Origin of the sequence: Streptomyces durocortorensis (assembly GCF_031760065.1) — a bacterium.
Classification (GTDB): Bacteria; Actinomycetota; Actinomycetes; order Streptomycetales; family Streptomycetaceae; genus Streptomyces.
The window spans coordinates 3971060-3996802 of sequence record NZ_CP134500.1 but is presented as its reverse complement, the minus strand read 5'-3'; the positions used below and the strand labels follow the sequence as shown (position 1 = coordinate 3996802).

The following is a 25743-nucleotide window of genomic DNA, read 5'->3' as shown; positions in this document are numbered from 1 at the left end:
AGTGAAGTGATCCCCATGGCCAAGCGCATCGATGTCAGCGGGCTGAGCGCCTTCTACGGCACGCACCGTGCGATCGACGACATCTCGATGACCGTCGAGCCCCGCTCCGTGACGGCCTTCATCGGCCCGTCCGGCTGCGGAAAGTCCACCTTCCTGCGCACCCTGAACCGCATGCACGAGGTGACCCCCGGCGGTCGCGTCGAGGGCAAGGTGCTGCTGGACGACGAGAACCTCTACGCCAGGGACGTCGACCCGGTCGCCGTCCGCCGCACCGTCGGCATGGTCTTCCAGCGCCCGAACCCCTTCCCGACCATGTCGATCTTCGACAACGTCGCGGCGGGTCTGCGTCTGAACGGCACGTACAAGAAGAGCGAGCTCACGGACGTCGTGGAGAAGTCGCTCAAGGGCGCCAACCTCTGGAACGAGGTCAAGGACCGGCTCAACAAGCCCGGCTCCGGCCTCTCCGGCGGCCAGCAGCAGCGACTGTGCATCGCCCGCGCCATCGCGGTCGAGCCTCAGGTCCTGCTGATGGACGAGCCGTGCTCGGCGCTCGACCCGATCTCGACCCTCGCCATCGAGGACCTGATCGGCGAGCTGAAGGAGCGCTTCACGATCGTCATCGTGACGCACAACATGCAGCAGGCGGCCCGCGTCTCGGACCGTACGGCGTTCTTCAACCTGGCGGCCGTGGGCCAGCCCGGCAAGCTCATCGAGATCGACGAGACGGAGCGCATCTTCGCCAACCCGTCGGTCCAGGCCACGGAGGACTACATCTCCGGCCGCTTCGGCTGATCCGCTCCCCCATGACGGCCTTGCGGTGCTGCATGGCGGTGCCACCACAAGGCGAAAGGGTCCGCCCCCGTTCTCCTCGGAGAACGGGGGCGGACCCCTTCACGTCTACGTATACGTCCACGTCGCACGTGGTCGGCTCAGCCGAAGAACAGGAACACCGCTCCATAGCTGAGAGCGGCCACCAGCGCCGCGGCCGGCATGGTGATGAACCAGCCGAGGATGATGTTCTTCGCGACGCCCCAGCGCACGGCGTTCACCCGCTTCGTGGCGCCGACGCCCATGATCGCGGAGGTGATGACGTGCGTCGTGGAGATCGGGGCGTGGAAGAGGAACGCCGAGCCGAACATGATCGACGCGCCGGTCGTCTCCGCCGCGAAGCCCTGCGGCGGGTCCAGCTCGATGATCTTCCGGCCGAGGGTCCGCATGATGCGCCAGCCACCCGCGTACGTACCCAGCGAGAGCATCACCGCACAGGCGATCTTCACCCAGATGGGGATCTCGTCGTTGGGGCCCTCGATATCGGCGATGACCAGGGCCATCACCACGATGCCCATCGTCTTCTGGGCGTCCTGGAGACCGTGGCCGAGCGCCATGCCCGCCGCCGAGACCGTCTGCGCGATCCGGAAGCCGCGCTTGGCCTTGTGCGGGTTGGCGTTCCGGAACATCCACATGATGCCGACCATCACCAGGTAGCCGACCAGCAGGCCGACGACCGGGGAGATGAACATCGGGATGACGACCTTCTCCAGCACCCCGGACCAGATCACATCCGTACCACCGGCCAGCGCCGCCCCGACCATCCCGCCGAACAGGGCGTGCGAGGACGAGGAGGGGAGGCCGAAGTACCAGGTGATGAGGTTCCAGATGATCGCGCCGACCAGCGCCGCGAACAGGATGCCCATCCCCTTCTGCCCCACGGGCGTGGCGATGAGGCCTTCGCTGACGGTCTTGGCGACCCCCTGGCCCAGGAAGGCACCGGCGAGGTTCATCACCGCCGCCATCGCCAGGGCCGCACGCGGGGTCAGCGCCCGGGTGGAGACAGAGGTGGCGATGGCGTTCGCCGAGTCGTGGAAGCCGTTCGTATACGTGAATCCGAGCGCGACACCGATGGTCACGATCAGCGCAAAGGTGTCCACGAGGTTCAGGACTCCTTGACCGCGATGGTCTCCACGGTGTTGGCGACGTGCTCGAAAGCGTCAGCCGCCTCTTCCAGCACGTCCACGATCTGCTTGAGCTTCAGCACCTCCATGGCGTCGTACTTGCCGTTGAAGAGGTGGGCGAGCAGCTTGCGGTGGATCTGGTCGGCCTGGTTCTCCAGCCGGTTGACCTCGATCCAGTACTCCGTGAGGTTGTCCATGGTCCGCAGCCCCGGCATGGCCTCGGCGGTCAGCTCCGCCGCCCGGGCCAGCACCTCGATCTGCTGCTCGACGCCCTTGGGAAGCTCCTGGACCTGGTAGAGGACGACCAGGTCGACGGCCTCCTCCATGAAGTCCATGATGTCGTCGAGCGAGGACGCCAGCTTGTAGATGTCCTCGCGGTCGAACGGCGTGATGAAGGAGGAGTTGAGCTGGTGGAAGATCGCGTGGGTGGCATCGTCCCCCGCGTGCTCCGCTGCCCGCATCCGCTCCGCGATCTCGACTCGGGAGGCAGAATCCGCCCCGAGCAGTTCCATCAGGAGTTTCGAGCCCGTGACAATGTTGTCCGCGGACGCGGAGAACATGTCGTAGAAGCTCGTCTCCCTGGGGGTCAGACGAAAGCGCACGTGGGGTCCTCGGGTGCATTGAGTTCGGTCAGGCTGATGCTAGGCGCATCATCCGGCCACGGCTAACCGGCGTTCTTCAGTGTCGCCCATCGGACAGAGTGATCAGTACGGACCCCCGGTCACGTTTCGGCAGGATTCGGTACGATATACCCGGCAGGGGTATAAGGACGTCAGGCGCGGCAGGCCGGCACGGCAGAGCGGTTACGCAGCACCGCAGGGCCCCGGTCCTCATGAGCCCCATGAGGACAAGCCCCACGAGGACAGACGGAGGACGCAGATGACCACGACCGGGACCACGGGGACGGAATCGGCGGGCGCGGCGGCCCCTGACCCCGAGGCGACCGCCCCCGCGGACGTCGTCACCGACCACGACCGCGGCATCCACGGCTACCACCACCAGAAGGACGAACACCTCAAACGGCTGCGACGGATCGAGGGCCAGATCCGCGGCCTCCAGCGCATGGTCGACGAGGACGTCTACTGCATCGACATACTCACCCAGGTCTCGGCCTCCACGAAGGCCCTGCAGTCCTTCGCCCTCCAGCTGCTGGAGGAGCACCTGCGCCACTGCGTCGCCGACGCGGCGGTCAAGGGCGGCGAGGAGATCGACGCGAAGGTCGAAGAGGCCACGAAGGCGATCGCCCGCCTGCTGCGTACGTGAGGCGGGGCGGGGCGGGGGCCGGGTCCGCGTGGGCGGGACGAGGAGCCCGCGCCCGCCCCACCCCGGGACATACAGGGCACCTGGGGCGTACGGGCCACCGGGGGCATACGGGGTTGCCCGGGGCACACGGGCCACTAGGGGCGTCGGGCCGCCAGGGGCAGAAGGAGCTGCCCGGGGTATACAGGCCACCAGGGGCGTTCGGTCCGCCCGGCGCCACGGGCGTGGGGTCATCCCCGGCGAGCAGCCTGCCGGGGGACGGTCGCCGTCCAGGACTCCGTGTCCCTGCCCCGGACACCGAGCGACTCGTCCCGGACCTTGAGCACCTCGTCGATACGGTCGGGGCTGAGGCGTTCCTCGCCCGCCACCGCCGACGCGGCGATCATCAGCTCGCCACACAGTTCGATCTCGGCGAGGGCCACACAGTCCTGAGCGTTCGGAGCGCTGAGCGTCACCACCTGCGTCACCTCTCTCTGCCGTCGTCGCCCCTGAGGCCCGGGACCCGGCAACCGGGACCCGGCAACCGGGACCCTGACAACCAGGGCCCCGACACATACCGGCTTCCTAGCGTAGGGATCGCGATACGCACCGCGCATGGCACGGACGGACCATTTCGGCCCCCTCCCAACCGGCCACCCCGCCCCACCAGACCCCTCCACGGGCCACCACCCGCCCCTCCCCCTGCCTCCCCCTTCCCCTCCCCTTCCCTCAACCCTGCTGGATCTGGCCGGTGAAGATGTCGTCGTCGTCCGGCAGGGTGACGGTGACGGGCAGCCCGAACCCGTACAGCAGCAGCGTCGAGACGACCGACACCTCAGGGCCCCCGGCCTCGGAGGAGAAGCTGAAGCGGTGGCGTACCTTCCGCAGCCGGCCGTCCTCGTCGAAGTAGGCGTCGAAGGGGACGGCATCGTTGCTGAACCCTTTCGCCGCCGCGCTCAACGCCCCGCGTGACAGGGGAGAGGCATCCCGCGCGGCACGCCCGAGGTCCGCGACGCCGCGGTAGTGACGCACCATCACCCCGGCCAGCTCGGACTTCCCCACGTACGTCACCTGGTCGGCCCCGCGCAGCAGTTCGGCGGCGGCCATCGGATCGGTGACCCCACCGGTGACGAGGTTGCCGTCCTTCAGCGTGGTCGTGTCGATCCGGACCCACTTGTCGTCGGGCACCCCGGCGCCACGGTTCTTCATGTACAGCGCGCCGGGGGCCAGCAGCTCGGTGATCGGCCGGTGGCCGCCCTCGCCCGCCGCGTCCTTGCCCGCCGCGTCCTGGGGCAGCACCACCTTGAGCCGCCCCAGCTGCGTACGGAAGTCGTACGCGCCCTGCCCCCGGATCGTCACCCGGGTCCCGCCGACCGCCGTCTCCATCGACGTACGGGCCTCCGCACCGCCCGCCTCGACGAGGGCGTCCGCGGCCTGCCCGAGCACATCGATCGGACGCTCGGCGGCCACGGCACGCTGCCCGGACCCGTCACCCGCGCCGCTCCCGTCATCACCGCCGTCCCCACTGGAGCACCCGGCGGTGACCGCCATCACCCCGGCCACGGCGAGGGCGCAGGCAGCACGGGCCCCGCCTCCGTACCTGTACTGCTGCACCACCATCGCCTGCCAACCCCCAACGACTTCCGCCCGGCCCGAGCCCTCACCCGCCTCGCATAACGACCACCGGCGCCGCTCGTCACGCCGCCCCCGGCGCGACGAGCGGCGGGGGCGGGTACGCGGGCAGCCGGTGGGCGCTATGCGGAGCGGCCGCACGGCGGGCGGCTGGTGGGTCATGCGGGGCGGCGGCCGCAGGGCGGGCAGCCGGTGGGTCATGCGGGGCGGCGGCCGCAGGGCGGGCAGCCGGTGGGTCATGCGGGGCGGCGGCCGCAGGGCGGGCAGCCGGTGGGTCATGCGCGGCGAGCGCACGGAGGGCGGCCGGTACTCGGCCCTCCGTTCACCGGCCGCCGCCAGTACCGTGGTCACGTGCATGAGGAACCCCCTGCCCCAGCTCGCACCGCCACCGTCCCGCACACCCAGATCCGGCCCGCCCTCACCCCACCGGCGCACTCCCCACCCCCTGCGCCCCCTTCACCTTCTTCCCCTCCCGCTCCCCCTCCCCCTCCGTCATCGGTGGGGCACAGCGCCACGACAATCGAGCGCGGCTCGTTCTGCCTGGCCCGCTGCACCTGCGGCTGGTCGGGCCCGGCGCGCAGGTCCCGGGACCGGGCCCGTACCGACGCAGCCGAACACCTCGCCGCCGCCTGACCGCCGGGTACCCGTACAAGACCGCCGGGTACCCCTACACGCACGTTCCCCCAGGCGCTCTGAGCACCTGGGGGAACGGAGGCAAAACGATCATGCAGTTGACGGTCGAGCGGAGGGTCAGGCGGCGAGATCCTTTTCCCCGGCGTCGCCGCGTCCGGCCCCGGGCCGCGGCTCGGGGATGCCCATCGCGTCGCCGCGCTCATCGGTGTACGCGACGGACAGCTTCTTGGAGCGGACGAACCAGCCGACGCGCGGCGAACGCGAGATCGCCGCCATCAGCGGAGTCAGCAGCGCCATGGCGAGCGGCGCCAGGAGCAGGGTGACGGCCGTACCGAGGGCGAACCCACCGATCACGTCGGTCGGGTAGTGGACGCCCATGTAGATCCGGCTGACACCCGCGAAGAGCGCGAGGCCGATCGCGATGAAGCCGAACTTCCGGTTCGCCACGAAGATGCCGACGGCGATGCCCATGGCCAGCGTGGAGTGGTCACTGACGAACGAGAAGTCCGTCTTGCCGTGGATCAGGACCTCAAGGCCTTCGTGGTCGTTGAACGGACGAGGCCGTTCGACGAATCCGCGGATCGGGATGTTGATGATGATCGCGATCGCGGCGGCGAGCGGAGCCCAGACGATGGCGGCGGCAGCCGTCACCGAGTCGTCGAGCGTCCCTCGCTTGCGCATGCTCCACCAGCACCACAGGCCCACCAGGACCAGGCCGAACATGATCCCGTACTCGCCGACGAACTCCATGGTCCGGTCGAACCAGGTCGGAGCGGCCTTCGCGAGCCCGTTGATGTCGTAGAGCAGACTGACGTCCGGGTTCGACCCGTCGAGTTCGAGTCCAGCCATCTGCTGCGGCCCCTTGCCTTGTCTGCTTCATCTGCTGCTTCATCTGCTGGATCATCTGCTGCGACGCACGTCCGAGCGCGCCGCCGTGGTCGAACCCCCGTGTTCGGTGCGATCCGCTTCTACTGCACTGTGCTCTCCAGGGAACGGCCCGGCCGCCGCGTGCGTTCCGCTCTCCACCGAATGATCACCATGACGTTATCGAAGAGTGACTCGTCGCCGCAGCTCAGGGCCCAGGCTTCACGGAGAGTTCCGGCCACGGATGACTGGACGTCAGCCGTGGCGGCGGGCCTCCGGAAGCGGACCCCTGGAGAGGAATCCGTCTCACCCCGGAGGCAGATCCGTCGGCAGGGCAGCCGCCCCGTCCTTGGTGACCCGGGTCGCACCGAAGTAGTCCGGCGTATCGATCTTGTCGAACCGGATCACCGCCCCCGTGAACGGGGCATTGATCATATAGCCGCCCCCGACATACAGCCCGACATGCCGGATCGCCCGGGAGTTGGTCAGGTCGTCGGAGAAGAACACCAGGTCCCCCGGAAGCAGTTCGTCCCGCGCGGGATGCGGTCCCGCGTTGTACTGGTCGTTGGCGACGCGCGGCAGCTCGATGCCCACGGTCCGGTACGCCGCCTGGGTCAGCCCCGAGCAGTCGAACCGCCCCTGCTGCTCGGGCGTCCCGTTGCCGCCCCACAGATACGGCGTGCCGAGCTTCTTCTGCGCGAAGTAGATGGCCCCGGCCGCCTGCCGGGAGGGCGCGACACGACCGACCGGCCGGGCGAAGCTCTTCTCCAGCGAGCGGATGATCTTGACGTAGTTCTGCGTCTCCTTGTAAGGCGGGACACCGCCGTACTTGATCACCGCGTAGGCCCCGGCGTTGTAGGCGGCCAGCATGTTGTTCGTCGGGTCACCCGGCACCTTCTTCACGTACCCGGCGAGCTCGCAGTCGTACGAGGCCGCCGAGGGAATCGCGTCGGCGGGGTCCCAGACGTCCCGCTTCCCGTCGCCGTTGCCGTCGATCCCGTGTGTGGCCCAGGTGCCAGGGATGAACTGGGCGATGCCCTGCGCGGCGGCGTGGCTCTGCGCCCGCGGATTCCAGCCGCTCTCCTGGTACAACTGCGCGGCCAGCAGCGCGGGGTTGATGGCGGGGCAGAGATCGCCCCACTTCTGCACGAGCGGCTGGTACCGCGCCGGAACGGCGCCCTTGGCGAGCGCGACGGCACCACCGCCGCCCGCCCCGGCAAGTCCGGCGGCGGCCGAGTACGTACCGACGACGAGCAGCGCCAGGAAGCACATGACCATGCCGACGCCGATGCCACCGAACACCCAGAGTTTCCGCACCCCTCAACCATCCCCCATCGAGGGACGCTTCAGGGATGTTTTCGCGGGTGTGTACGAGTCATCCGCGACTCTCCCGAGGCATCCGCGACACATCACCGGCGCACCCGAGGCACAGGGGGGCGTCCCCGGCTCACCACCACAGAACGGAAGGCGGTAGCCCGAAGCAGCAGAACTGACAGGACCTCACCCCCTTCCCCCGGCCAGAAGTCGGACTGGCCGTTCAGCCGGGTAGAGGACAGCCCCCCTGCTGCACCACCCAGCTCCGCGCTCCCGCCAAGAACGACCCGCACCTGCACGGCGAGGAGCCCGCGTCAGACGTGGACACCGCCAGTACGGACGTACAGCGACAACACGAGCGCGCGCAGCAACCTGGCCGCGTCCACCAGGGTGTCCACGACGAGCACACGAACCAGGATCAGGACTGCCTGCAACGACCGGGGCATCGCATGTCCTTCCGAGCCTGCTGTGGCAGCGCTTGCACCGACGCCGGCAGAGACCGTACTTCCTCGCGTGCCAACCAAGAGCAGTCCCTTGCCTCGCCAGTGGGCGGAACGACACCAGGTCAGTCACTCCGCGTATGCGACCACGCCGCCAGGGGGAGCGGCATGGGCCCAGGGACCAATGGGGGACTCAAAGCTCTCACACAGCCAGCAAGTTGATCCAACTCGCTCTAGTCATCGCCCGGACGTTGCGTCGACTTCCGGCGTCTCTGCCGACCAGAAGTCGGAGTGGATGTTCGGGCGAGGAATGAACTCCATGCCCTCATAGAGGGGCGCGGTCGCCTGGCTGGTGGAGTCAGCCACTTCGGACTCACGGACACACGGCGTGTCCACCTGGAAGAAGGCTTGACCCTTGCCCCCAATGCGAAGGCTCACCGAAAATCCATCTTGCGTCCGAGCGTAAATAGCAGGAAATACTGCATCATTGTTCACCGCAGTCATCCGATACCCACTCTTACGCCAGAACCGGTCCACTACCCCCAGGAGGTTACCCCGACGCGTAACCGAGACATCAGTCATTACGACGCGACGCCGCGTCAGATCGCAGATTCCAACCGTAGTGGGACCATGCGTCCATCGTAATTCTGGTCGAATCTCCCACAATACCTCGTCAAGGATTGCGTCAGACCGATCCGCCGCGCCCTGCATATCCATATCCAGCCCCCCATTAATCGCACATCCAGCCACCATCAGGCCGATAGTACCGGCCACTAGAATTGCCCGAAGTGAATCCCTCAACGCGCCTCCTCCCGCCTGACCCTATGACCATGTCCTGCCGCAACAAGCGCGATACTTCCGGCCGACGCGGAGTCCAACTCCGGGTCGAAATACTGCGAATGCGCCTCGATCGAAACGCGGCCAAGCCCGACCAGCGGTGGCCCTGGATCCACAGCGAAGCGCCGCGCACCGAAGTCCTCGCTTGCCGGGTCCCTGCCGAACCAAAGATCACTGCCTCCCGGATGGACCGCATCCACAACAATGGATCCTGCCGGCCCGAGCGCGCTCCCCGCTGCCGCGAGAACCCCCTTCTCCTTCGAAGGAAGGTGGGTCACCACGTCGTTTTCCGCAGCGCCAACAAATACGTGATCCCTTCCCACCTTGAGATCTTCTGCACGGTCCACGCCAACGCCGGGACTGCCAACCAGGACGATGTCATCGACCCCAGGGATCCCGTCACCTTGCTGCGTGGCCGCTCCGACCGTTCTGGATCCGTAGGAGTGCCCGATAGCCGTCATGTGCGGATCACCGTGGTCGTTCGATACCTCCAGTCCCGACATAAACCCATGGAAAGCTCGGCCGCCGGTCTCCGCCCTTTCGGTGCCGGCAACAGCCAGGCTGCTCAGCCCGTCCGGACTCTGAGGCGCGTCATACCCCAGCCACACGATCGCCGCAGTGGAATGGTCAATTTCTCTTGCAGCTACGGCCGTGTCACGTGCCCTCTTCAGGTCGCCCTTGGCGAATTCCTCATCCAACGACGTATTCAACCCCGGGACATAAGCCGCCACATTCCTCGACGTATCCGGGTTCCCGTACGAGACAATCGCCCGCCCATTCCCCTGATCCCCGATCCCCAGCAAGTACATCGGCGGCTCCCCCGCCTTCGGCACCACCCGCAACTGCCGGTCGATCTCCCGCAGCGCGGCCAGCTTGGTCACCGCGTCCTCGTCGTCCCGCCCCTCCAGCTTCCCCATCAGCAACTGGAGGTTGTCCCGGTTCGCCGCATCCCGTACCAGGGCCGGAATGCCGTCCAGGTTGCCGATCAGATCCGGGTACACCGCGAGGTACTCCTCGCGGTGCTCGTCCGTCAGCGCGTCCCACCATTTCTTGCGCTCGGCCGGAGTCGCATCGTGCGGGATCGCGTTCTCCAAGTAGCTCCTCGCCGCCTGCCGCACCGCCGCCGCATCGGCCGCGGCGTCCGTCCACGTCGCGGCCGGGACGCCCAGGCCACCGTGGGCCTTCAGCGACCGCAGGATCCTGGTGTACCGCCAGTCCGCATCTGCTGCCGTCCGCACCGCCTGCGCCACCCGGTCCGCGATGTCCTGAGCCCTGCCCGCGTGCGGGTTGGGCGCGGCCAGGCCGGAAGGGGTGACCATGCCCGGATTGGGAACCCCGGTCGCCGTACCGCCCGCCAACGGCTTCCCCTCGACCAGGCCCTCCCCCGCCGCCGGATACGTCACCGAACCATCCGGGTGCACCGTGAACCTCAGCGCCGCCGCCTCGTCCAGCGCCTCCTGCAACACCCGCTGCTGGGCCTTGATCTCATGGGCCAGGCTGTTCAGCGTGGTCCGCAGCAGCCCGCACTCCGTATAGATGTACTGGAAGTTCATGCCCAGCCGACGCAACCGCCCGAGAGCCGCCCCCGCCGCCTCCCCCTTCTGCGTGTCACGCAGTCCGGGCAGGATCTGGCCCTCGATACGGTCCCGGGCCGCATCGGCGCGGTTACTCACCCGGCCCCACCCATCGGCGGCCTCCTCCAGCTCGGCGCACTTCACATCCCGTAACGCGGCCCACGTCAGCGGGGAACCCGCCGCACCCGCACCGCCGCCCGCGCCACCCCGCCCGCTCACCGCGCCCCGCCACAGCTCTGGGTCTTCACCTGGTCGAAGCTGCTCCTCACTACTTCGTTGACCTCGGCCTGGCAACGGGCGACCGCCCGCAGTTTCCCGGCGAGGCTCCCGCACTCACCGCGCGCCCCTTCCAGCCGCCGCTCCCACGAGTCCCGTACGGAACTCAACTCCGCCAGCGAAGCCAGCGCCCCGGCCCCGGCGGTCAGGCCCTGGTGCGCGGTCTCCAGTTCACCCTTGACCGGCCCGAGATGCGTGACCAGATGATCGGTGCTCCCGGCGGCCCGTACCCACGGAGCATCGCTGTGCCGCAGATCCCCATCTCCGTCCCCTGCCCCGCCGACCGGTCCGACCGCCCAGGCCGGCACCGCGGGGCCGACCCAGCCCGGCGCCACCGGCCCGACAGGTCTCCCCGTCCCGGCCGGCCCCGATACCCCGTCAGGCTGCCCGCCGGCGGATGCTCCACCCGCACCGTTCACGCCACCGACTTCACTCACGCCGCTCGCCCCGCCTCCTGATCGCCGACCGGCGGCACTGTGCCAAATCCGCAGGCCCCGACATGCCGCCGGTCAACAGCGCAGCGCGCAAGCCCCCTACACCGCTCGCACGGTGTTTCCCGGCCCGCGAACCGACCAGCACCGTTCCCGCCGGGCCACGCAGTTCACCCGAACGGAGGGGACGGGACACAGACCACCGGTACGAGGCGGCGACTCCGCCCGCCCGGGACCACATGCCGACCGGCGCATCAGCGGCTCTCGAAGGGCGCATACGAACACGCCATGCCCTACGAACGCTGCAACCGCATCAGGAACCCATGGCCACCGTCGTTGCTCCCGGTCACAGCGCGTGATACACAGAGTAACCAGGCATATGCGTGAAGAATCCGGGGCGAGCCGCAGGTCAGGGTGGCCGCCCCGGTCAAGCGTGCGAGATCCGGGTAAAGAGACCCGGAAGGCGTCGTACGAGCGCGGTTTCATCAGCGAAGATAGAGGGCGACCCGTGCCAGAACGGCACAGGCGGCGAACTACCCAACAGGGGCGGTGACTTACATGATCCTGGCAGCAGAGAAGGGCGACATCACCACCATCATCGGCGGAATCGCCCCGGACTGGGGGCCGTTCGGGACGCTGGGCAACGAGGCACGCATCATGATCGAGGTGGTGATGGCGATCGCCATCCTCCTCTGCCTCGGCATCGCGATCTGGGGCGCGGCCAAGCAGCGCATCGGGGCGACAGCGCTCCGCGACACGTTCAGCGCGGAACAGGGCAAGGGGCTGATCGTGGCAGGCCTGACCGGGGTCTTCATCATCGGCTCCCTCGGCACCCTGTTCACCATCGTGTACGGAATGGCCGTCTGACCCACCGTCGGCCATCCCGCACCGGGCCGTCCCAGCCCGCTCCCCACCATCCGCCCGTCGCGCCCACCGGCTGAGGTTGCGTTTCCCTGATGTCGAGTCACTCCACCGCGCTCACGCGGCAACCAGCAAAGCTACCGTCGTCCTGCTCGGATCTGCACACGACCGAGGGAGCGAACGCGGCATGAGTCCCGGTGACGAGCACGACTACCGCGGCAAGGACCAGGCGGGCCGCTCGGACGACCCGTACAGCACCCTCGGCGGCACCCGCCAGACCCGCACCCGTCTCCCCGACGGCGACGCGGGCCACCCCGGCACGCGCCGCCCCGTCCGGAACTCCCGCTCCCTCGTCACGATCACCGGCGTCGTGGTCCTCCTCATCGCTGCCATCGCCTTCGCCAACCGGGGCGGTGGCAGCGACGACAACGCCTCCTCCGGCACGAAGAACCCCGGAACCGCAGGCAGCGCCCCTACCGCGCCCACCGGCACCAAGCCCGTCCAGGGCAAGAACGGCACCATCGCCTCCGGCTTCGCCCACGACGAGCAGGGGGCGCAGAGCGCGGCGGCGAACTATTCCGTAGCCCTCGTATCTGACGGCATGTTCATCAAGGAGCGGCGCCGCGAGATCTCCGAAGCGGTCTACGCGCCGGACGTGGCGAGAGCGCGCCAGGAGGACCTGGACAAGGTCTATTCAGGGAAATCCTTCCTCGCGAACATCGGGTTGAACCCAGACGGCAGTGCTCCCGACGGACTTACCTTCATCTCGCGTGCCAACCCCGTAGGCACCAAGGTGGAGAAGTACACCGGTGATACCGCAACCGTCGCTGTTTGGTATTCCGCCCTGTTCGGCCTGGCTGGTGAAGGCTCCAAGAACCCCGTGTCGGAAAGCTGGTACACGACCACCTACGAGCTGACATGGGTCGAAGACGACTGGAAGGTCTCCGACTTCCAGCAGAAGGACGGCCCCGTCCCCGTCGGCCGCGACCAAGCGGCGTCTTCCGCCGAAGAAATGGCGGATGCGGTGAAGCAGTTCGGAGGGTTCACCTATGCCAGGTAAGCGATCCCATCGGGGGCGCTCTCTCGCAGCACCCCTAGCCGGTACTCAAGCCACTGCCATTCTCTTCGCGAGCCACGCCCACGCTGACCCCACACCGTCTCCCGAACCCAGCAACGACCCCTGCGACCTCATCCGCGGCCCCGCCAAGGACTACTGCGAAGGCGGCGAAGGCGCCACCTCCCGCACCCAGGACGTCCCCCCCACCGACGCCCTCGACCCCCTCTCCTCCCTAGCCCGAGGCTGCGCCGACGCCGCCGCCTGGATCGTCGGCAAGCTCAGCGAGGCCGTCGAGTCCACGGCGAACGTCGACTTCACCAACCCCAAGTTCCTCCAGCAGTACGCCGTCATCTTCGCGGCCTCCACCATCCTCACCCTCGTCCTCTGGCTCCTCGCCGTAACCAAGCGCGCCATCCGCGGCGTCCCCCTCACCACCGCGATCTCCGAGGCCGTCGGCTTCCTCTGGCTCACCGTCCTCGCCTCGGCCTTCACCCCCCTGATCCTCTACACGATCGTCTCCGCCACCGACGGCGTCACCGAGGTCATCGCCTCCTCCACCGGCGGCCAGAGCGACGTCTTCTTCGGCTCGTTCGCCGAAGCCCTCAAGAAGGGCGAGGACATCGGCGGCGGCCCGATCATGCTGATCGTCGTCTCGCTCGTCTCGATCCTCGCCGCCGGCATCCTGTGGCTGGAGCTCGTCATCCGCGCCGCCCTGCTCTACGTCGGCGCGCTCCTCGGCATCGTCGTCTACGCCGGTCTCGTCGACAAGAACATGTGGGGCCATGTCCGCCGCTGGGCCGGCATCATGATCGCGGTGATCATGGTCAAGCCCGTCATCGTCATTGTTCTCGGCCTCGCCGGAGCGCTCTCCGCGAACGACGGCCCCGACGCCTTCTCCGCCGTCGTCTCCGGCCTCGCCATCATCCTGCTCGCCATCTTCGCCTCCGCCATGATCTACCGCTTCGTCCCCGGCTTCGGCGACGAGATCCAGGGCGCCCGCACCAACCGCAAGCAGGCCACCGACGGCGCCCAGGCCGCCGCCCTCATCAGCTCCCCGGCCGCCCTCGTCTCCCAGGGCATCAAGACCCACAGCGGCCGCAACGACCAGAACAGCTCCGGCGGAGGCCGCCCCGCCAACCCGGCCAGCGGCGGCGTCGCCGCACACAGCTCCCGCACCTCCGGCGGAAGCGGCGGCGGGAGCGGGGTCGGCGGCGGATCTGTCCCCTCCGCCGCACCCCCGCCCCGCAGCGGCGGCTCCGCCCCCGCCTCCAGCACCCCCCACAGCAGCCGCCCCTCCCGAGGCGGAGGCGGTGGCTCCGGCAGTACAGGTAACCCGAGCACAGGAGGTGGAGGGCGTTGACGACCCAGTCCCACACGATGACGCCCCGCCGTACGTATCTCATCGGCCGCGCCCGGCCGAACGCGATCGTCGGCAAGAACCGCGAGACCGGCGAGATCGCCCTGATCATCGCCGGCGCGTTCCTCGGCATGATGAGCGGACTCCTCGTCCCCGTCCTCTCCCTCCGCATCGTCTGCCTCGTGGGCTTCCCTCTTCTGGCCCTCGCCATCGTGTACGTCCCGTACAAGCACCGGACGTTCTACAAGTGGTTCGAGATCAACCGCAGCTTCAAGCGGTCCCTGCGCCGCGGCACCGCCTACCGCTCCGGCGCCATGGAGGCGGGCGTCAGCGCCGACGGCCGCGAGGTCGAGATCGGCCCGCCCCCCGGCATCGGCCGGATCAGCTGGCTCGCCGCCCCCTTCGGCCCCGACGAGATCGCCGTACTCCTCCACGCCGACCGGCGCACCGTCACCGCCGCCATCGAGATCGAGGGCCCCGGCGTCGGCCTCCGCGACAGCGAGGACCAGGAAGCCCTGGTCGACCGCTTCGGCACCCTCCTCAAGCACGTGGCCAACGGCGACGGCTTCGTCACCCGCCTCCAGATGCTCGCCCGCACCCTCCCCGCCGACCCCGACGCCCATGCCAAGGACGTCGCCCAGCGCGGCGACAAGACGGCCCCCGGCTGGCTCCAGGACTCCTACGACCAGCTCCAGTCCATGGTCTCCACCTCCAGCGAGCAGCACCGCGCCTACCTCGTCGCCTGCATGCACTACAGCCGCGAGCTCGCCGCCGAGGCCAACGCCATGGCCCGCGCCGCCCGCCCCCACGGCGGCCGCAGACTCGACCGCGACGCCGGCCTCGCCGTCGTCATGGCCCGCGAGCTGACCGACATCTGCGCCCGTCTCGCCGAGGCCGACATCCGGGTCCGCCAGCCGCTCGGCCAGAGCCGCCTGGCCTCCCTCGTGCACTCCATGTACGACCCCGACCACCCCATCGACCACATCCAGGCCATGACCAAGCGCAACGCCTGGCCCGCCGAACTGGACGCCGTCGAGCCCACGTTCCTCCAGGCCAAGACCCGCGAGTCCACCACCCGTGCCCCCTGGTGCCACGCCACGGCCTGGGTGAAGGAGTGGCCGATGACCCCCGTCGGCGTCAACTTCCTCGCCCCGCTCCTCGTCCACACCCCCGACGTCATCCGTACGGTCGCCGTCTGCATGGACCTCGAACCCACCGAGGTCGCCATCGAACGCATGCTGACCGAGAAGACCAACGACGACGCCGAGGCCAGCCGCCAGGCCAAGATGAACCGCACCGTCGACCCCCGCGACATCGCCGCCCACGGCCGGCTCGACCAGCGGGGTGAAGATCTCGCCAGCGGCGCTGCCGGAGTGAACCTGGTGGGGTACATCACGGTGTCCTCGCGTTCACCCGAGGCACTCGCCCGCGACAAGCGGACGATCCGCGCCTCGGCCGGCAAGTCCTACCTCAAGCTGGAGTGGTGCGACCGCGAACACCACCGCGCCTTCGTGAACACACTCCCGTTCGCCACAGGCATCCGCCGCTGACGCCGGCCAAGCCCCGAAAGGGCCGGCACCGACCAGGCCCCAGAAGAAGCTGACGCCCGCCCGCCCCACCCCGACAAAGACGCACCCCACCACCCCCGCAACGAGAGAGGGCACCCACCCCATGCGAGACCCCCTGTCCGCATTGTCGGATGCCTTCACCTCCTTCCTCTTCGGCAAGGTGGAGACCACCCGGCTCCCCGTCCGTACGTCGACGGGCCAGGCCCAGGCCGTCTACCTCCCCACCGCCGCCCCCGGCCTCGGCGACTCCGGCGTGATCATCGGCCGCGAGGTCTACAGCGGCAAGGGCTACATCTACGACCCCTTCCAGCTGTACGGACAACAGCTCCCCGCCCCCCACTGGCTCGTCCTCGGCGAGTCCGGCAACGGCAAGTCCGCGCTGGAGAAGACCTACGTCCTGCGCCAGCTCCGCTTCCGCGACCGCCAGGTCGTCGTCCTGGACGCCCAGGGCGAGGACGGCGTCGGCGAATGGAACCTCATCGCCCAGGAGCTGGGCATAACCCCCATCCGCCTGGACCCGACCGCCGCCCTCAACGGCGGCATCCGACTCAACCCCCTCGACCCCTCCATCACCACCACGGGCCAGCTCGCCCTGCTCCGTACGATCATCGAAGTCGCGATGGGCCACGGCCTCGACGAGCGCTCCGGCTTCGCGCTCAAGGTCGCCCACGCCTACGTGACCGCTACCATCACCGAACGCCAGCCGGTCCTGATGGACATCGTGGAACAACTGCGCCACCCCGAACCCGAGTCCGCCGAGGCCATGAACGTCGACATAGACGATGTACGGGCCTGGGGTCTGGACGTCGCCCTCGTCCTGGACCGGCTCGTCGACGGCGACCTGCGCGGCATGTTCGACGGCCCCACCACCGTCGGCATCGACCTCGACGCGCCCCTCATCGTCTTCGACCTCTCGCACATCGACCGCAACTCGATCGCGATGCCGATCCTCATGGCGATCGTCGGCGTCTGGCTGGAGCACACCTGGATCAGGCCCGACCGCAAGAAGCGCATCTTCCTGGTCGAAGAGGCCTGGCACATCATCAACTCCCCTTTCGTCGCGCAGCTCTTCCAGCGCCTGCTGAAGTTCGGACGCCGGCTCGGCCTCTCCTTCGTCGCGGTCGTCCACCACCTCAGCGACGTGGTCGACGGAGCAGCGGCGAAGGAAGCCGCAGCCATCCTCAAGATGGCCTCCACCCGCACGATCTACGCCCAGAAGTCGGACGAGGCCAGAGCGACCGGCCGGGTCATCGGCCTGCCGCGCTGGGCCGTCGAGATCATCCCCACCCTCACCCCCGGCATCGCCGTCTGGGACGTCAACGGAAACGTCCAGGTCGTCAAACACCTGATCACCGAAGCCGAACGCCCACTCGTCTTCACCGACCGCGCCATGACCGAGGGCTCCTCGGACGACCAGCTCCCCGACGACATCCGCGCCGCGGAGCTGGAGGCGGAACAGCGCGCGGCCCGGATCGAGAACCAACAACGGATGAGCGACATGAACGAGTCGTCACGGTCGACGGTGGCCTGACATGGCCCGCCAGGCAGCAGGACAGGGACCGGCGCCGGAGCGGGGCCGTCGGCACGGCGGCCCCCAGCCCCGCCACGAGGAGCCCCGCACCGGTGGTATCCCCGACGGCCTGCTGGTCGGGCTGGTCGGCCTCCTGCTCGCGACGACCGTGCTCGCCTGGACGGCCACCGGCCTGGCCGGCCTCCTCGCCCACGGCTCCTGGCCGAACGGCGTCACCTTCACCCGAACTCCCCTCGCTCTGCGCGAACTGGCCACGGCCCCGCAGGACCTCCCTGCCGCCTGGCCCTACACGCCCCCGTCCCAGCTCTCCGGATACGGCCTCTTCTGGGGCCTGTTCATCGGCGAGCTGATGGTGCTGGTGGTGCTGACGGTCTTCGTCCTGGGCTCCGTGGCCCGCTGGAGAGTCGTCCGGGAACGGCGCCGCGAGGAGCGCCTGTACGGAACACCTCACGAGCCTCACGAGCTCCACCAGCCCCACAACGTGCACGAGCAACCCCACAACATGCACGAGTCCCCGCTGACGAAGACCCCCGCAACGCCACCTCAACCGCAACCACCATCGCACCCGACAGAACGGGAAACACGCCGGGCAACCCCCCGGGCGACACACCAGCCACCCCCACATCTACCCCTCTCGCTCCCCTCCCCACGCACCCCCCTCCTCGTCTACGCCCCCGCCCCCGCCCGGCGCCCCACCGTCGTCCAGGCCATCCAGGACGCCGAGGGACCGGCCCTCGTCGTCACCTCGGACCCCACGGTCTGGGCCGAGACGAAGGACGCCCGCGCCAAGCTCGGCCCGGTCCTCGTCTACGACCCGGGCCACCTCTGCGACACCCCCGCCCGCCTCCACTGGCCGCCCACCGCAGGCTGCGAGCACCCCGACACCGCCGCCGGCCGCGCGGCCGCGCTCCTCGCCCCGGTCCGCCCGCAGGCCAGGATCGACGCGGCGGTGGCCGACACCGCGCAGACGCTCCTCCAGTGCTGGCTGCACGCAGCCTCGGTGGACGGCCGTCCCTTCCGCCAGGTCGCCCGCTGGGCCTCCGGGGCCGCCGCCCACGAACCCGTACGCCTCCTCCGTACGCACCCCAAGGCCGCCTCCGGACTCGCCGGGCTCCTGGAGTCCGCGCTCACGGCCTATCCGCAACGGCGCGAAGTGGCGCAGGAGTTGAACGTACGGGCCTTCTCGGCCCTCTCCTCGGTGCACATCCGCGAGGCCTGCACGGCAAACCGATCGGATTCGGCCGCGCTGGAATCTTTTGCCCGCGAGGGGGGAACGCTCTATCTGGTCGGCGAACCCATCGAGGATCCCCGTACCCGCCCCGGCGCGATGCCCCTCCTCACCGCGCTGGCCTCGCACGTGGTCGAGCACGGCCGCCGCATGGCCGCACGGTCATCCGACGGTCGGCTCGACCCACCAATGACGCTGGTCCTGGACGACGTGGCCGCCGTGGCCCCGCTCCCCCAGCTCCCCGAACTGCTGGCCAAGGGCCAGGATCTGGGCATGCCCACCGTCGCCCTGCTCCGCTCCCGCGAACAGGGCCGGGCCCGCTGGCAGCAACACCTGCACACCCCTGGCGCCATCTGAACGAACAGAAACCAACCTCCTCCCCCCCCCGGCCCCATCCGAACGAAGAGGGGCCAACGGCCTACCTACCCCCGCCCCGCCCCCGCTCGATCACGTACTCCAACTCCCACTCCCCCCGCCCACCGGGCGCCGCAATACGCTGCCCGGACGGTACGAACCCGAACCGGCGGTAGAACGCCGCGGCGCGCGGGTTGTTCTCGTGGACGTACAGGCGCACCCGCTCCAGCCGGGGCGCCGACAGCGACCAGGCCCAGTCGACGGCCTCCCGGAACAACGCGTCCGTCACCCCGGCCCCCCGCACCTCCGGCCGGACGAAGACACCGACCAGGTGCCCCTGGTCCACCGCCGGGGCCTCGCCGAAGCGCACATCGTCCTCCGTTCGCTCGACGAGCACGGTGACCGTGCCCACCCACACCCCCTCGGGCGACTCCGCGACGAACTGCCGCACAGTCCTGCCCTCGGCGGCCGCAGCGGTACGGTCCTGCCAGAAGGCATCGGTCCGCACCACCGCCTCCTCGTACGTCTCCAGGAACGCCACGGGAGCCGCCGGGTCCTTCAGGGCATCCAGCCGCAGCTGCCTGGCCAGCGGCCATTCCTCGGCCCGCACCGCACGCATCACATAGTCCATGTCCCGATCCTCACCCCCGCCCTCCCCCGCTTCAACCGACTAAACCCCAGCCCCCGCCCCCTGGTCACCGCCACACGCCGTCGTACCCGGGTACTACGCCCCGCCCCACGTCCCGCCCCCGGCCGGACGACCGCCACCGGCCCGCTCCATAGCGTCGACGGCATGAACACGGCATACGGACTCACCAAGCGGTACGGCGACCGAACCGCCGTCGAGGACCTCGACTTCACCGTCCGCCCCGGCAGCCTCCCTCACCGACCCCGGCATGCCGCACGCCTGGCAGGCACGGCGACAGGGGTCACCCTGCTGAACCTGCCGGCGCTCGGCCTCGGCGCCCCCCTTCGCTCGGTATCCGGCGCGATCGGCGCGGTCACCGGCGGGGTCATGCTCCTCCCCGAGGTCCTCGGGATGCTCCCGTAGGAGACCGTCGAGCAGGCCGTCCGGTACTTTCCCACCCAGGCCGCCGGGGCGCGGCTCCGCCACACCGTTTCCGGGCGCTGCGCCGCCGGGACGCCTGAGCCCAAGCAGCGAAGGCAGACGAAAGAGCAGGAAGAAGCAGAGAAGCAGGAAGAAGAGACAGGTGACGGACGACCACCACCCCGGCAAGAGCCCTCACAGCGCCACGGCCCCGACCACGACCACGGCCCCGCTCACCCGGGCCATCCGCGGCGTGCTGGACCGTCTCCGCGCCTTCGACCGACGTCGGCCACGGGTCTGGGACGCCGCGGTGACCGCGTTCTGGACGGTGGCGGCCGTACTCGACTACACCTCCGGCGGCTGGCGGACCGTCGCACGCGACGTGACCGCACCCGAACCGCTGGTGCTGCTGATGAGCCTGTGGTTCTCGCTCCCGCTCCTGTGGCGCCGCACGCACCCGATGACCGTGCTCCTGCTGTCCGCCCCCCCTATCCCTGGTCAACATCTGGACGGGGGCCGTGGTCCAGGCAGCCCTGCTCCAGCTGATCCCGGTCTTCCAGATCGCCCTGCGCTCGCCCCTCCGTACGCTCGGGACCGCGGCCCTGGTGTTCTGCGCCCCGCTCCTCGCGGGCGCCGTCGGCATTCCCGGCGTCTGGGGCCGGCAAGTCGTCTCCTACGTATGGGGGTTCGTCTTCGTCGCCCTTCTGGGCATCGCGGTACGGACGCGCCGCGAGTACACCGAGGCCCTGGTCGAACGCGCCCACCGCCTGGAGCACGAACGCGACCAGCAGGCCCGCCTCGCCGCCGCCGCCGAACGCACCCGTATCGCCCGGGAGATGCACGACATCATCGGCCACAACCTGTCCGTCATCACGGGCCTCGCGGACGGCGGCGCGTACGCGGCCCGGAAGAGCCCGGAACGCGCGGCACAGGCGCTGGAGGCGATCGGCACCACCAGCAGGCAGGCCCTCTCCGAACTCCGCCGCCTCCTTGACGTCCTCCGCGACGACCACCCCGACGCCGAGCGCACCCCTCAGCCGACGCTCGACGAACTGACCCCCCTCATCGAACGCGTACGCCGCGCGGGGCTGCCCGTCCACCTGGAACTCCACGGCCCGGAACTCCATGGCGAACCGCAGGCCTCCGCGCTCACGCCGGGCCGCCAACTGACCGTGTACCGGGTCGTTCAGGAGGCCCTGACGAACACCCTCAAACACGCCACCGCGCCCACCGGCACAGCCCTCTCCGCGACGGTGACGCTCACCCACACCCGTACGCACATCGACGCCCGCATCACCGACACCGGCGCCACCACCTCAACACGTGGGAAGGAACCGCCGATCCGGGCCCAGGGCATCATGGGCATGCGGGAACGCGCGGCTCTCTACGACGGAACCGTCGAAGCCGGCCCGCTGCCTGAACACAGCGGATGGCAGGTACGCCTCCGCCTCCCCCTGGAGGACACCCACCCGTGACGACCGTACTCATCGCGGACGACCAGCCGATGCAACGCTTCGGCTTCCGCATGCTGTTGGAGAGCCAGGACGACCTGACGGTCGTCGGAGAGGCGGCCGACGGCACCGAGGCCGTCAACCTGACCGCCCGCCACCAGCCGGACGTCGCCCTGATGGACATCCGTATGCCGGGCCTCGACGGCATCGAAGCAACCCGTCGCATCGTCAGGTCCGGGGCCCGCACCCGCATCCTCATCGTGACGACGTTCGACCTCGACGAGTACGCGTACGACGGCCTCCGCGCCGGAGCCAGCGGCTTCCTGGTGAAAGACGCCCTGCCGGAGGAGCTCCTGTCCGGCATCCGCGCGGTGGCCGCGGGCGACGCCGTGGTCGCCCCGGCCCTCACCCGCCGCCTGCTCGACGCGTACGTCCACCACCTCCCCACCGCCCCCGACGCCCAAGCCCCGCAGGACCCCCGCGTCAACGCGCTGACAGCACGAGAGCGCGAAATCCTCACCGTCATAGGACAGGGCTGGTCCAACACGGAGATAGCCACCCGCTTGCACCTGGCCGAGTCGACCGTGAAAACGCATGTCACCCGCATCCTCGCCAAAACAGGAGCGAGAGACCGGGTACAGGCGGTGATCCTGGCGTACGACACCCGCCTGGTCACGCCTTCGTGAGAGAGGAGGGCCCTGCCCTCCCCGGAACGCAGAAAAGCCCCGTACCTTGCGGTACGGGGCTTTCCCGGAAAAATTGTTCGGCGGCGTCCTACTCTCCCACAGGGTCCCCCCTGCAGTACCATCGGCGCTGAAAGGCTTAGCTTCCGGGTTCGGAATGTAACCGGGCGTTTCCCTAACGCAATGACCACCGAAACACTATGAAATTAACCAACACCGGACAACAACACGGCCGTTCGTTATTTCAGAACTAACACAGTGGACGCGAGCAACTGAGGACAAGCCCTCGGCCTATTAGTACCAGTCAGCTCCACCCGTTACCGGGCTTCCACATCTGGCCTATCAACCCAGTCGTCTACTGGGAGCCTTAACCCCTCAAGAGGGTGGGAATACTCATCTCGAAGCAGGCTTCCCGCTTAGATGCTTTCAGCGGTTATCCTTTCCGAACGTAGCCAACCAGCCATGCCCTTGGCAGGACAACTGGCACACCAGAGGTTCGTCCGTCCCGGTCCTCTCGTACTAGGGACAGCCCTTCTCAATATTCCTACGCGCACAGCGGATAGGGACCGAACTGTCTCACGACGTTCTAAACCCAGCTCGCGTACCGCTTTAATGGGCGAACAGCCCAACCCTTGGGACCGACTCCAGCCCCAGGATGCGACGAGCCGACATCGAGGTGCCAAACCATCCCGTCGATATGGACTCTTGGGGAAGATCAGCCTGTTATCCCCGGGGTACCTTTTATCCGTTGAGCGACAGCGCTTCCACAAGCCACTGCCGGATCACTAGTCCCGACTTTCGTCCCTGCTCGACCCGTCGGTCTCACAGTCAAGCTCCCTTGTGCACTTACACTCAACACCTGATTGCCAACCAGGCTGAGGGAACCTTTGGGCGCCTCCGTTACTCTTTAGGAGGCAACCGCCCCAGTTAAACTACCCATCAGACACTGTCCCTGATCCGGATCACGGACCCAGGTTAGACATCCAGCACGACCAGAGTGGTATTTCAACGACGACTCCACAACCACTGGCGTGGCCGCTTCAAAGTCTCCCACCTATCCTACACAAGCCGAACCGAACACCAATATCAAACTGTAGTAAAGGTCCCGGGGTCTTTCCGTCCTGCTGCGCGAAACGAGCATCTTTACTCGTAGTGCAATTTCACCGGGCCTATGGTTGAGACAGTCGAGAAGTCGTTACGCCATTCGTGCAGGTCGGAACTTACCCGACAAGGAATTTCGCTACCTTAGGATGGTTATAGTTACCACCGCCGTTTACTGGCGCTTAAGTTCTCAGCTTCGCCAACCCGAAAGTCAGCTAACCGGTCCCCTTAACGTTCCAGCACCGGGCAGGCGTCAGTCCGTATACATCGCCTTACGGCTTCGCACGGACCTGTGTTTTTAGTAAACAGTCGCTTCTCGCTGGTCTCTGCGGCCACCCCAGCTCACCGAGTAAATCGGATCACCAGTGATGGCCCCCCTTCTCCCGAAGTTACGGGGGCATTTTGCCGAGTTCCTTAACCATAGTTCACCCGAACGCCTCGGTATTCTCTACCTGACCACCTGAGTCGGTTTAGGGTACGGGCCGCCATGAAACTCGCTAGAGGCTTTTCTCGACAGCATAGGATCATCCACTTCACCACAATCGGCTCGGCATCAGGTCTCACCCTTAATGTGTGACGGATTTACCTACCACACGGGCTACACCCTTACCCCGGGACAACCACCGCCCGGGCTGGACTACCTTCCTGCGTCACCCCATCGCTTACCTACTACAAGTCTGGTTCATCGGCTCCACCACTACCCTCAACTCCGAAGAGATCGGGCCGGCTTCACGGACTTAGCATCGCCTGATTCAGTACTGGGCGTTTCAAAGCGGGTACCGGAATATCAACCGGTTGTCCATCGACTACGCCTGTCGGCCTCGCCTTAGGTCCCGACTTACCCTGGGCAGATCAGCTTGACCCAGGAACCCTTAGTCAATCGGCGCACACGTTTCTCACGTGTGTATCGCTACTCATGCCTGCATTCTCACTCGTGAACCGTCCACAACTCGCTTCCGCGGCTGCTTCACCCGGCACACGACGCTCCCCTACCCATCCACACAGGCGTTGGCCCTATATGTGTGAATGACACGACTTCGGCGGTACGCTTGAGCCCCGCTACATTGTCGGCGCGGAATCACTTGACCAGTGAGCTATTACGCACTCTTTCAAGGGTGGCTGCTTCTAAGCCAACCTCCTGGTTGTCTCTGCGACTCCACATCCTTTCCCACTTAGCGTACGCTTAGGGGCCTTAGTCGATGCTCTGGGCTGTTTCCTCTCGACCATGGAGCTTATCCCCCACAGTCTCACTGCCGCGCTCTCACTTACCGGCATTCGGAGTTTGGCTAAGGTCAGTAACCCGGTAGGGCCCATCGCCTATCCAGTGCTCTACCTCCGGCAAGAAACACACGACGCTGCACCTAAATGCATTTCGGGGAGAACCAGCTATCACGGAGTTTGATTGGCCTTTCACCCCTAACCACAGGTCATCCCCAGGTTTTCAACCCTGGTGGGTTCGGTCCTCCACGAAGTCTTACCTCCGCTTCAACCTGCCCATGGCTAGATCACTCCGCTTCGGGTCTAGAGCGTGCAACTCAAACGCCCTATTCGGACTCGCTTTCGCTACGGCTTCCCACACGGGTTAACCTCGCTACACACCGCTAACTCGCAGGCTCATTCTTCAAAAGGCACGCAGTCACGACTGCATGTGCAAGCACATACAGCGACGCTCCCACGGCTTGTAGGCACACGGTTTCAGGTACTATTTCACTCCGCTCCCGCGGTACTTTTCACCATTCCCTCACGGTACTATCCGCTATCGGTCACCAGGGAATATTTAGGCTTAGCGGGTGGTCCCGCCAGATTCACACGGGATTTCTCGGGCCCCGTGCTACTTGGGTGGTTCTCAAACGAGCCGTTGATGTTTCAGCTACGGGGGTCTTACCCTCTACGCCGGACCTTTCGCATGTCCTTCGCCTACACCAACGGTTTCTGACTCGCCGACCAACCGGCAGATTGATCAAGAGAACTCCCACAACCCCGCATGCGCAACCCCTGCCGGGTATCACACGCATACGGTTTGGCCTCATCCAGTTTCGCTCGCCACTACTCCCGGAATCACGGTTGTTTTCTCTTCCTGAGGGTACTGAGATGTTTCACTTCCCCTCGTTCCCTCCACACTGCCTATGTGTTCAGCAGCGGGTGACAGCCCATGACGACTGCCGGGTTTCCCCATTCGGAAACCCCGGATCAAAGCTTGGTTGACAGCTCCCGGGGACTATCGTGGCCTCCCACGTCCTTCATCGGTTCCTGGTGCCAAGGCATCCACCGTGCGCCCTTAAAAACTTGGCCACAGATGCTCGCGTCCACTG

General features: G+C 67.7%; 20 protein-coding genes, 2 rRNA genes and 2 pseudogenes. 11 read left to right on the top strand and 13 right to left on the bottom strand.

All coding sequences use genetic code 11. The annotated features are described in order from the left end of the window. The first annotated feature begins 15 nt into the window (after nt 1–15). Nucleotides 16–792 carry a phosphate ABC transporter ATP-binding protein PstB gene (gene pstB / locus RI138_RS17630; protein WP_311120704.1) on the top strand — a complete coding sequence of 259 codons (777 nt, stop codon included), beginning with the start codon at nt 16–18 and terminating at the stop codon, nt 790–792. A 137-nt stretch (nt 793–929) separates the two neighbouring features. Here the strand turns inward: pstB and RI138_RS17625 are convergent, their stop codons facing one another. Both RI138_RS17625 and RI138_RS17620 read right to left on the bottom strand, forming a co-directional pair. Then, nucleotides 930–1928 carry an inorganic phosphate transporter gene (locus tag RI138_RS17625; RefSeq protein ID WP_311120703.1) on the bottom strand — a complete coding sequence of 333 codons (999 nt, stop codon included), beginning with the start codon at nt 1926–1928 and terminating at the stop codon, nt 930–932. A gap of 5 nt (nt 1929–1933) precedes the next feature. Continuing rightward, nucleotides 1934–2554 carry a DUF47 domain-containing protein gene (locus RI138_RS17620; RefSeq protein WP_069740154.1) on the bottom strand — a complete coding sequence of 207 codons (621 nt, stop codon included), beginning with the start codon at nt 2552–2554 and terminating at the stop codon, nt 1934–1936. A gap of 277 nt (nt 2555–2831) precedes the next feature. On the opposite strand from RI138_RS17620, the gene RI138_RS17615 reads away from it, so the two are divergent. Next, nucleotides 2832–3215 (top strand): metal-sensitive transcriptional regulator, encoded by a 384-nt coding sequence (locus RI138_RS17615; protein WP_096632299.1) that lies wholly within the window; start codon nt 2832–2834, stop codon nt 3213–3215. 227 nt (nt 3216–3442) lie between these two features. Here the strand turns inward: RI138_RS17615 and RI138_RS17610 are convergent, their stop codons facing one another. The 8 genes from RI138_RS17610 to RI138_RS17575 all read right to left on the bottom strand — a co-directional run bounded on the left by RI138_RS17610 (nt 3443) and on the right by RI138_RS17575 (nt 11096). Then, complete coding sequence (locus tag RI138_RS17610; RefSeq protein WP_311120702.1) at nt 3443–3679, bottom strand: hypothetical protein; 237 nt, start codon at nt 3677–3679, stop codon at nt 3443–3445. A 241-nt stretch (nt 3680–3920) separates the two neighbouring features. Next, nucleotides 3921–4811, bottom strand: a complete 891-nt coding sequence (locus RI138_RS17605) for a hypothetical protein (protein WP_311120701.1) — start codon at nt 4809–4811, stop codon at nt 3921–3923. Between the two features lie 762 nt (nt 4812–5573). Beyond that, the gene (locus RI138_RS17600) at nt 5574–6305 is read right to left on the bottom strand and encodes a phosphatase PAP2 family protein (protein WP_311120700.1); all 732 of its coding nucleotides are present in this window, start codon (nt 6303–6305) and stop codon (nt 5574–5576) included. Nucleotides 6306–6626: 321 nt separating this feature from the next. Continuing rightward, entirely contained in the window at nt 6627–7622 is a 996-nt protein-coding gene (locus RI138_RS17595; protein ID WP_398864295.1) for a C40 family peptidase, read from the bottom strand. 326 nt (nt 7623–7948) lie between these two features. After that, complete coding sequence (locus tag RI138_RS17590) at nt 7949–8080, bottom strand: hypothetical protein (RefSeq protein WP_311120698.1); 132 nt, start codon at nt 8078–8080, stop codon at nt 7949–7951. Nucleotides 8081–8311: 231 nt separating this feature from the next. Further along, nucleotides 8312–8791 carry a hypothetical protein gene (locus RI138_RS17585; protein ID WP_311122917.1) on the bottom strand — a complete coding sequence of 160 codons (480 nt, stop codon included), beginning with the start codon at nt 8789–8791 and terminating at the stop codon, nt 8312–8314. A gap of 80 nt (nt 8792–8871) precedes the next feature. Further along, nucleotides 8872–10704, bottom strand: coding sequence for an alpha/beta hydrolase (locus tag RI138_RS17580; RefSeq protein WP_311120697.1), 1833 nt, complete (start codon nt 10702–10704; stop codon nt 8872–8874). Beyond that, nucleotides 10701–11096: a hypothetical protein gene (locus RI138_RS17575; protein ID WP_311120696.1), complete on the bottom strand. Its 396-nt coding sequence runs from the start codon at nt 11094–11096 to the stop codon at nt 10701–10703. The genes RI138_RS17580 and RI138_RS17575 overlap by 4 nt, the downstream gene beginning before the upstream one ends. Before the next feature lie 654 nt (nt 11097–11750). Between RI138_RS17575 and RI138_RS17570 the strand changes: the two genes are divergently transcribed. The 6 genes from RI138_RS17570 (at nt 11751) to RI138_RS17545 (ending at nt 19151) form a co-directional block, all read left to right on the top strand. Further along, entirely contained in the window at nt 11751–12059 is a 309-nt protein-coding gene (locus RI138_RS17570; protein ID WP_003968086.1) for a hypothetical protein, read from the top strand. A 181-nt stretch (nt 12060–12240) separates the two neighbouring features. Beyond that, complete coding sequence (locus RI138_RS17565; protein ID WP_311120695.1) at nt 12241–13113, top strand: hypothetical protein; 873 nt, start codon at nt 12241–12243, stop codon at nt 13111–13113. After that, on the top strand, nt 13103–14470 hold the full coding sequence (locus RI138_RS17560; protein ID WP_311120694.1) for a hypothetical protein: 1368 nt from the start codon (nt 13103–13105) through the stop codon (nt 14468–14470). Before RI138_RS17565 ends, RI138_RS17560 begins: the two co-directional genes overlap by 11 nt. After that, the gene (locus tag RI138_RS17555) at nt 14467–16017 is read left to right on the top strand and encodes an SCO6880 family protein (protein ID WP_311120693.1); all 1551 of its coding nucleotides are present in this window, start codon (nt 14467–14469) and stop codon (nt 16015–16017) included. The genes RI138_RS17560 and RI138_RS17555 overlap by 4 nt, the downstream gene beginning before the upstream one ends. A 121-nt stretch (nt 16018–16138) precedes the next feature. Continuing rightward, nucleotides 16139–17566, top strand: coding sequence for an ATP-binding protein (locus RI138_RS17550; RefSeq protein ID WP_311120692.1), 1428 nt, complete (start codon nt 16139–16141; stop codon nt 17564–17566). Between the two features lies 1 nt (nt 17567). Further along, nucleotides 17568–19151 (top strand): type IV secretory system conjugative DNA transfer family protein, encoded by a 1584-nt coding sequence (locus RI138_RS17545; protein ID WP_311120691.1) that lies wholly within the window; start codon nt 17568–17570, stop codon nt 19149–19151. Between the two features lie 61 nt (nt 19152–19212). Here the strand turns inward: RI138_RS17545 and RI138_RS17540 are convergent, their stop codons facing one another. Next, nucleotides 19213–19779 carry a GNAT family N-acetyltransferase gene (locus tag RI138_RS17540; protein ID WP_311120690.1) on the bottom strand — a complete coding sequence of 189 codons (567 nt, stop codon included), beginning with the start codon at nt 19777–19779 and terminating at the stop codon, nt 19213–19215. A 241-nt stretch (nt 19780–20020) separates the two neighbouring features. Between RI138_RS17540 and RI138_RS17535 the strand changes: the two are divergent. From RI138_RS17535 to RI138_RS17525, 3 genes and pseudogenes are all read left to right on the top strand, one after another. Beyond that, a pseudogene (locus tag RI138_RS17535) lies at nt 20021–20290 on the top strand (ABC transporter permease); the annotation flags it as partial. Between the two features lie 69 nt (nt 20291–20359). After that, a pseudogene (locus tag RI138_RS17530) lies at nt 20360–21671 on the top strand (sensor histidine kinase). Next, nucleotides 21668–22333 (top strand): response regulator transcription factor, encoded by a 666-nt coding sequence (locus tag RI138_RS17525; RefSeq protein ID WP_311120689.1) that lies wholly within the window; start codon nt 21668–21670, stop codon nt 22331–22333. The pseudogene RI138_RS17530 and the gene RI138_RS17525 overlap by 4 nt, the downstream one beginning before the upstream one ends. 75 nt (nt 22334–22408) lie before the next feature. Here RI138_RS17525 and rrf read toward each other — a convergent pair. Together rrf and RI138_RS17515 are read right to left on the bottom strand one after the other, a co-directional pair. Beyond that, nucleotides 22409–22525 (bottom strand): 5S ribosomal RNA (gene rrf, locus RI138_RS17520). Between the two features lie 79 nt (nt 22526–22604). Further along, nucleotides 22605–25723: ribosomal RNA gene (locus RI138_RS17515) — 23S ribosomal RNA — on the bottom strand. Nucleotides 25724–25743 lie beyond the last annotated feature (20 nt).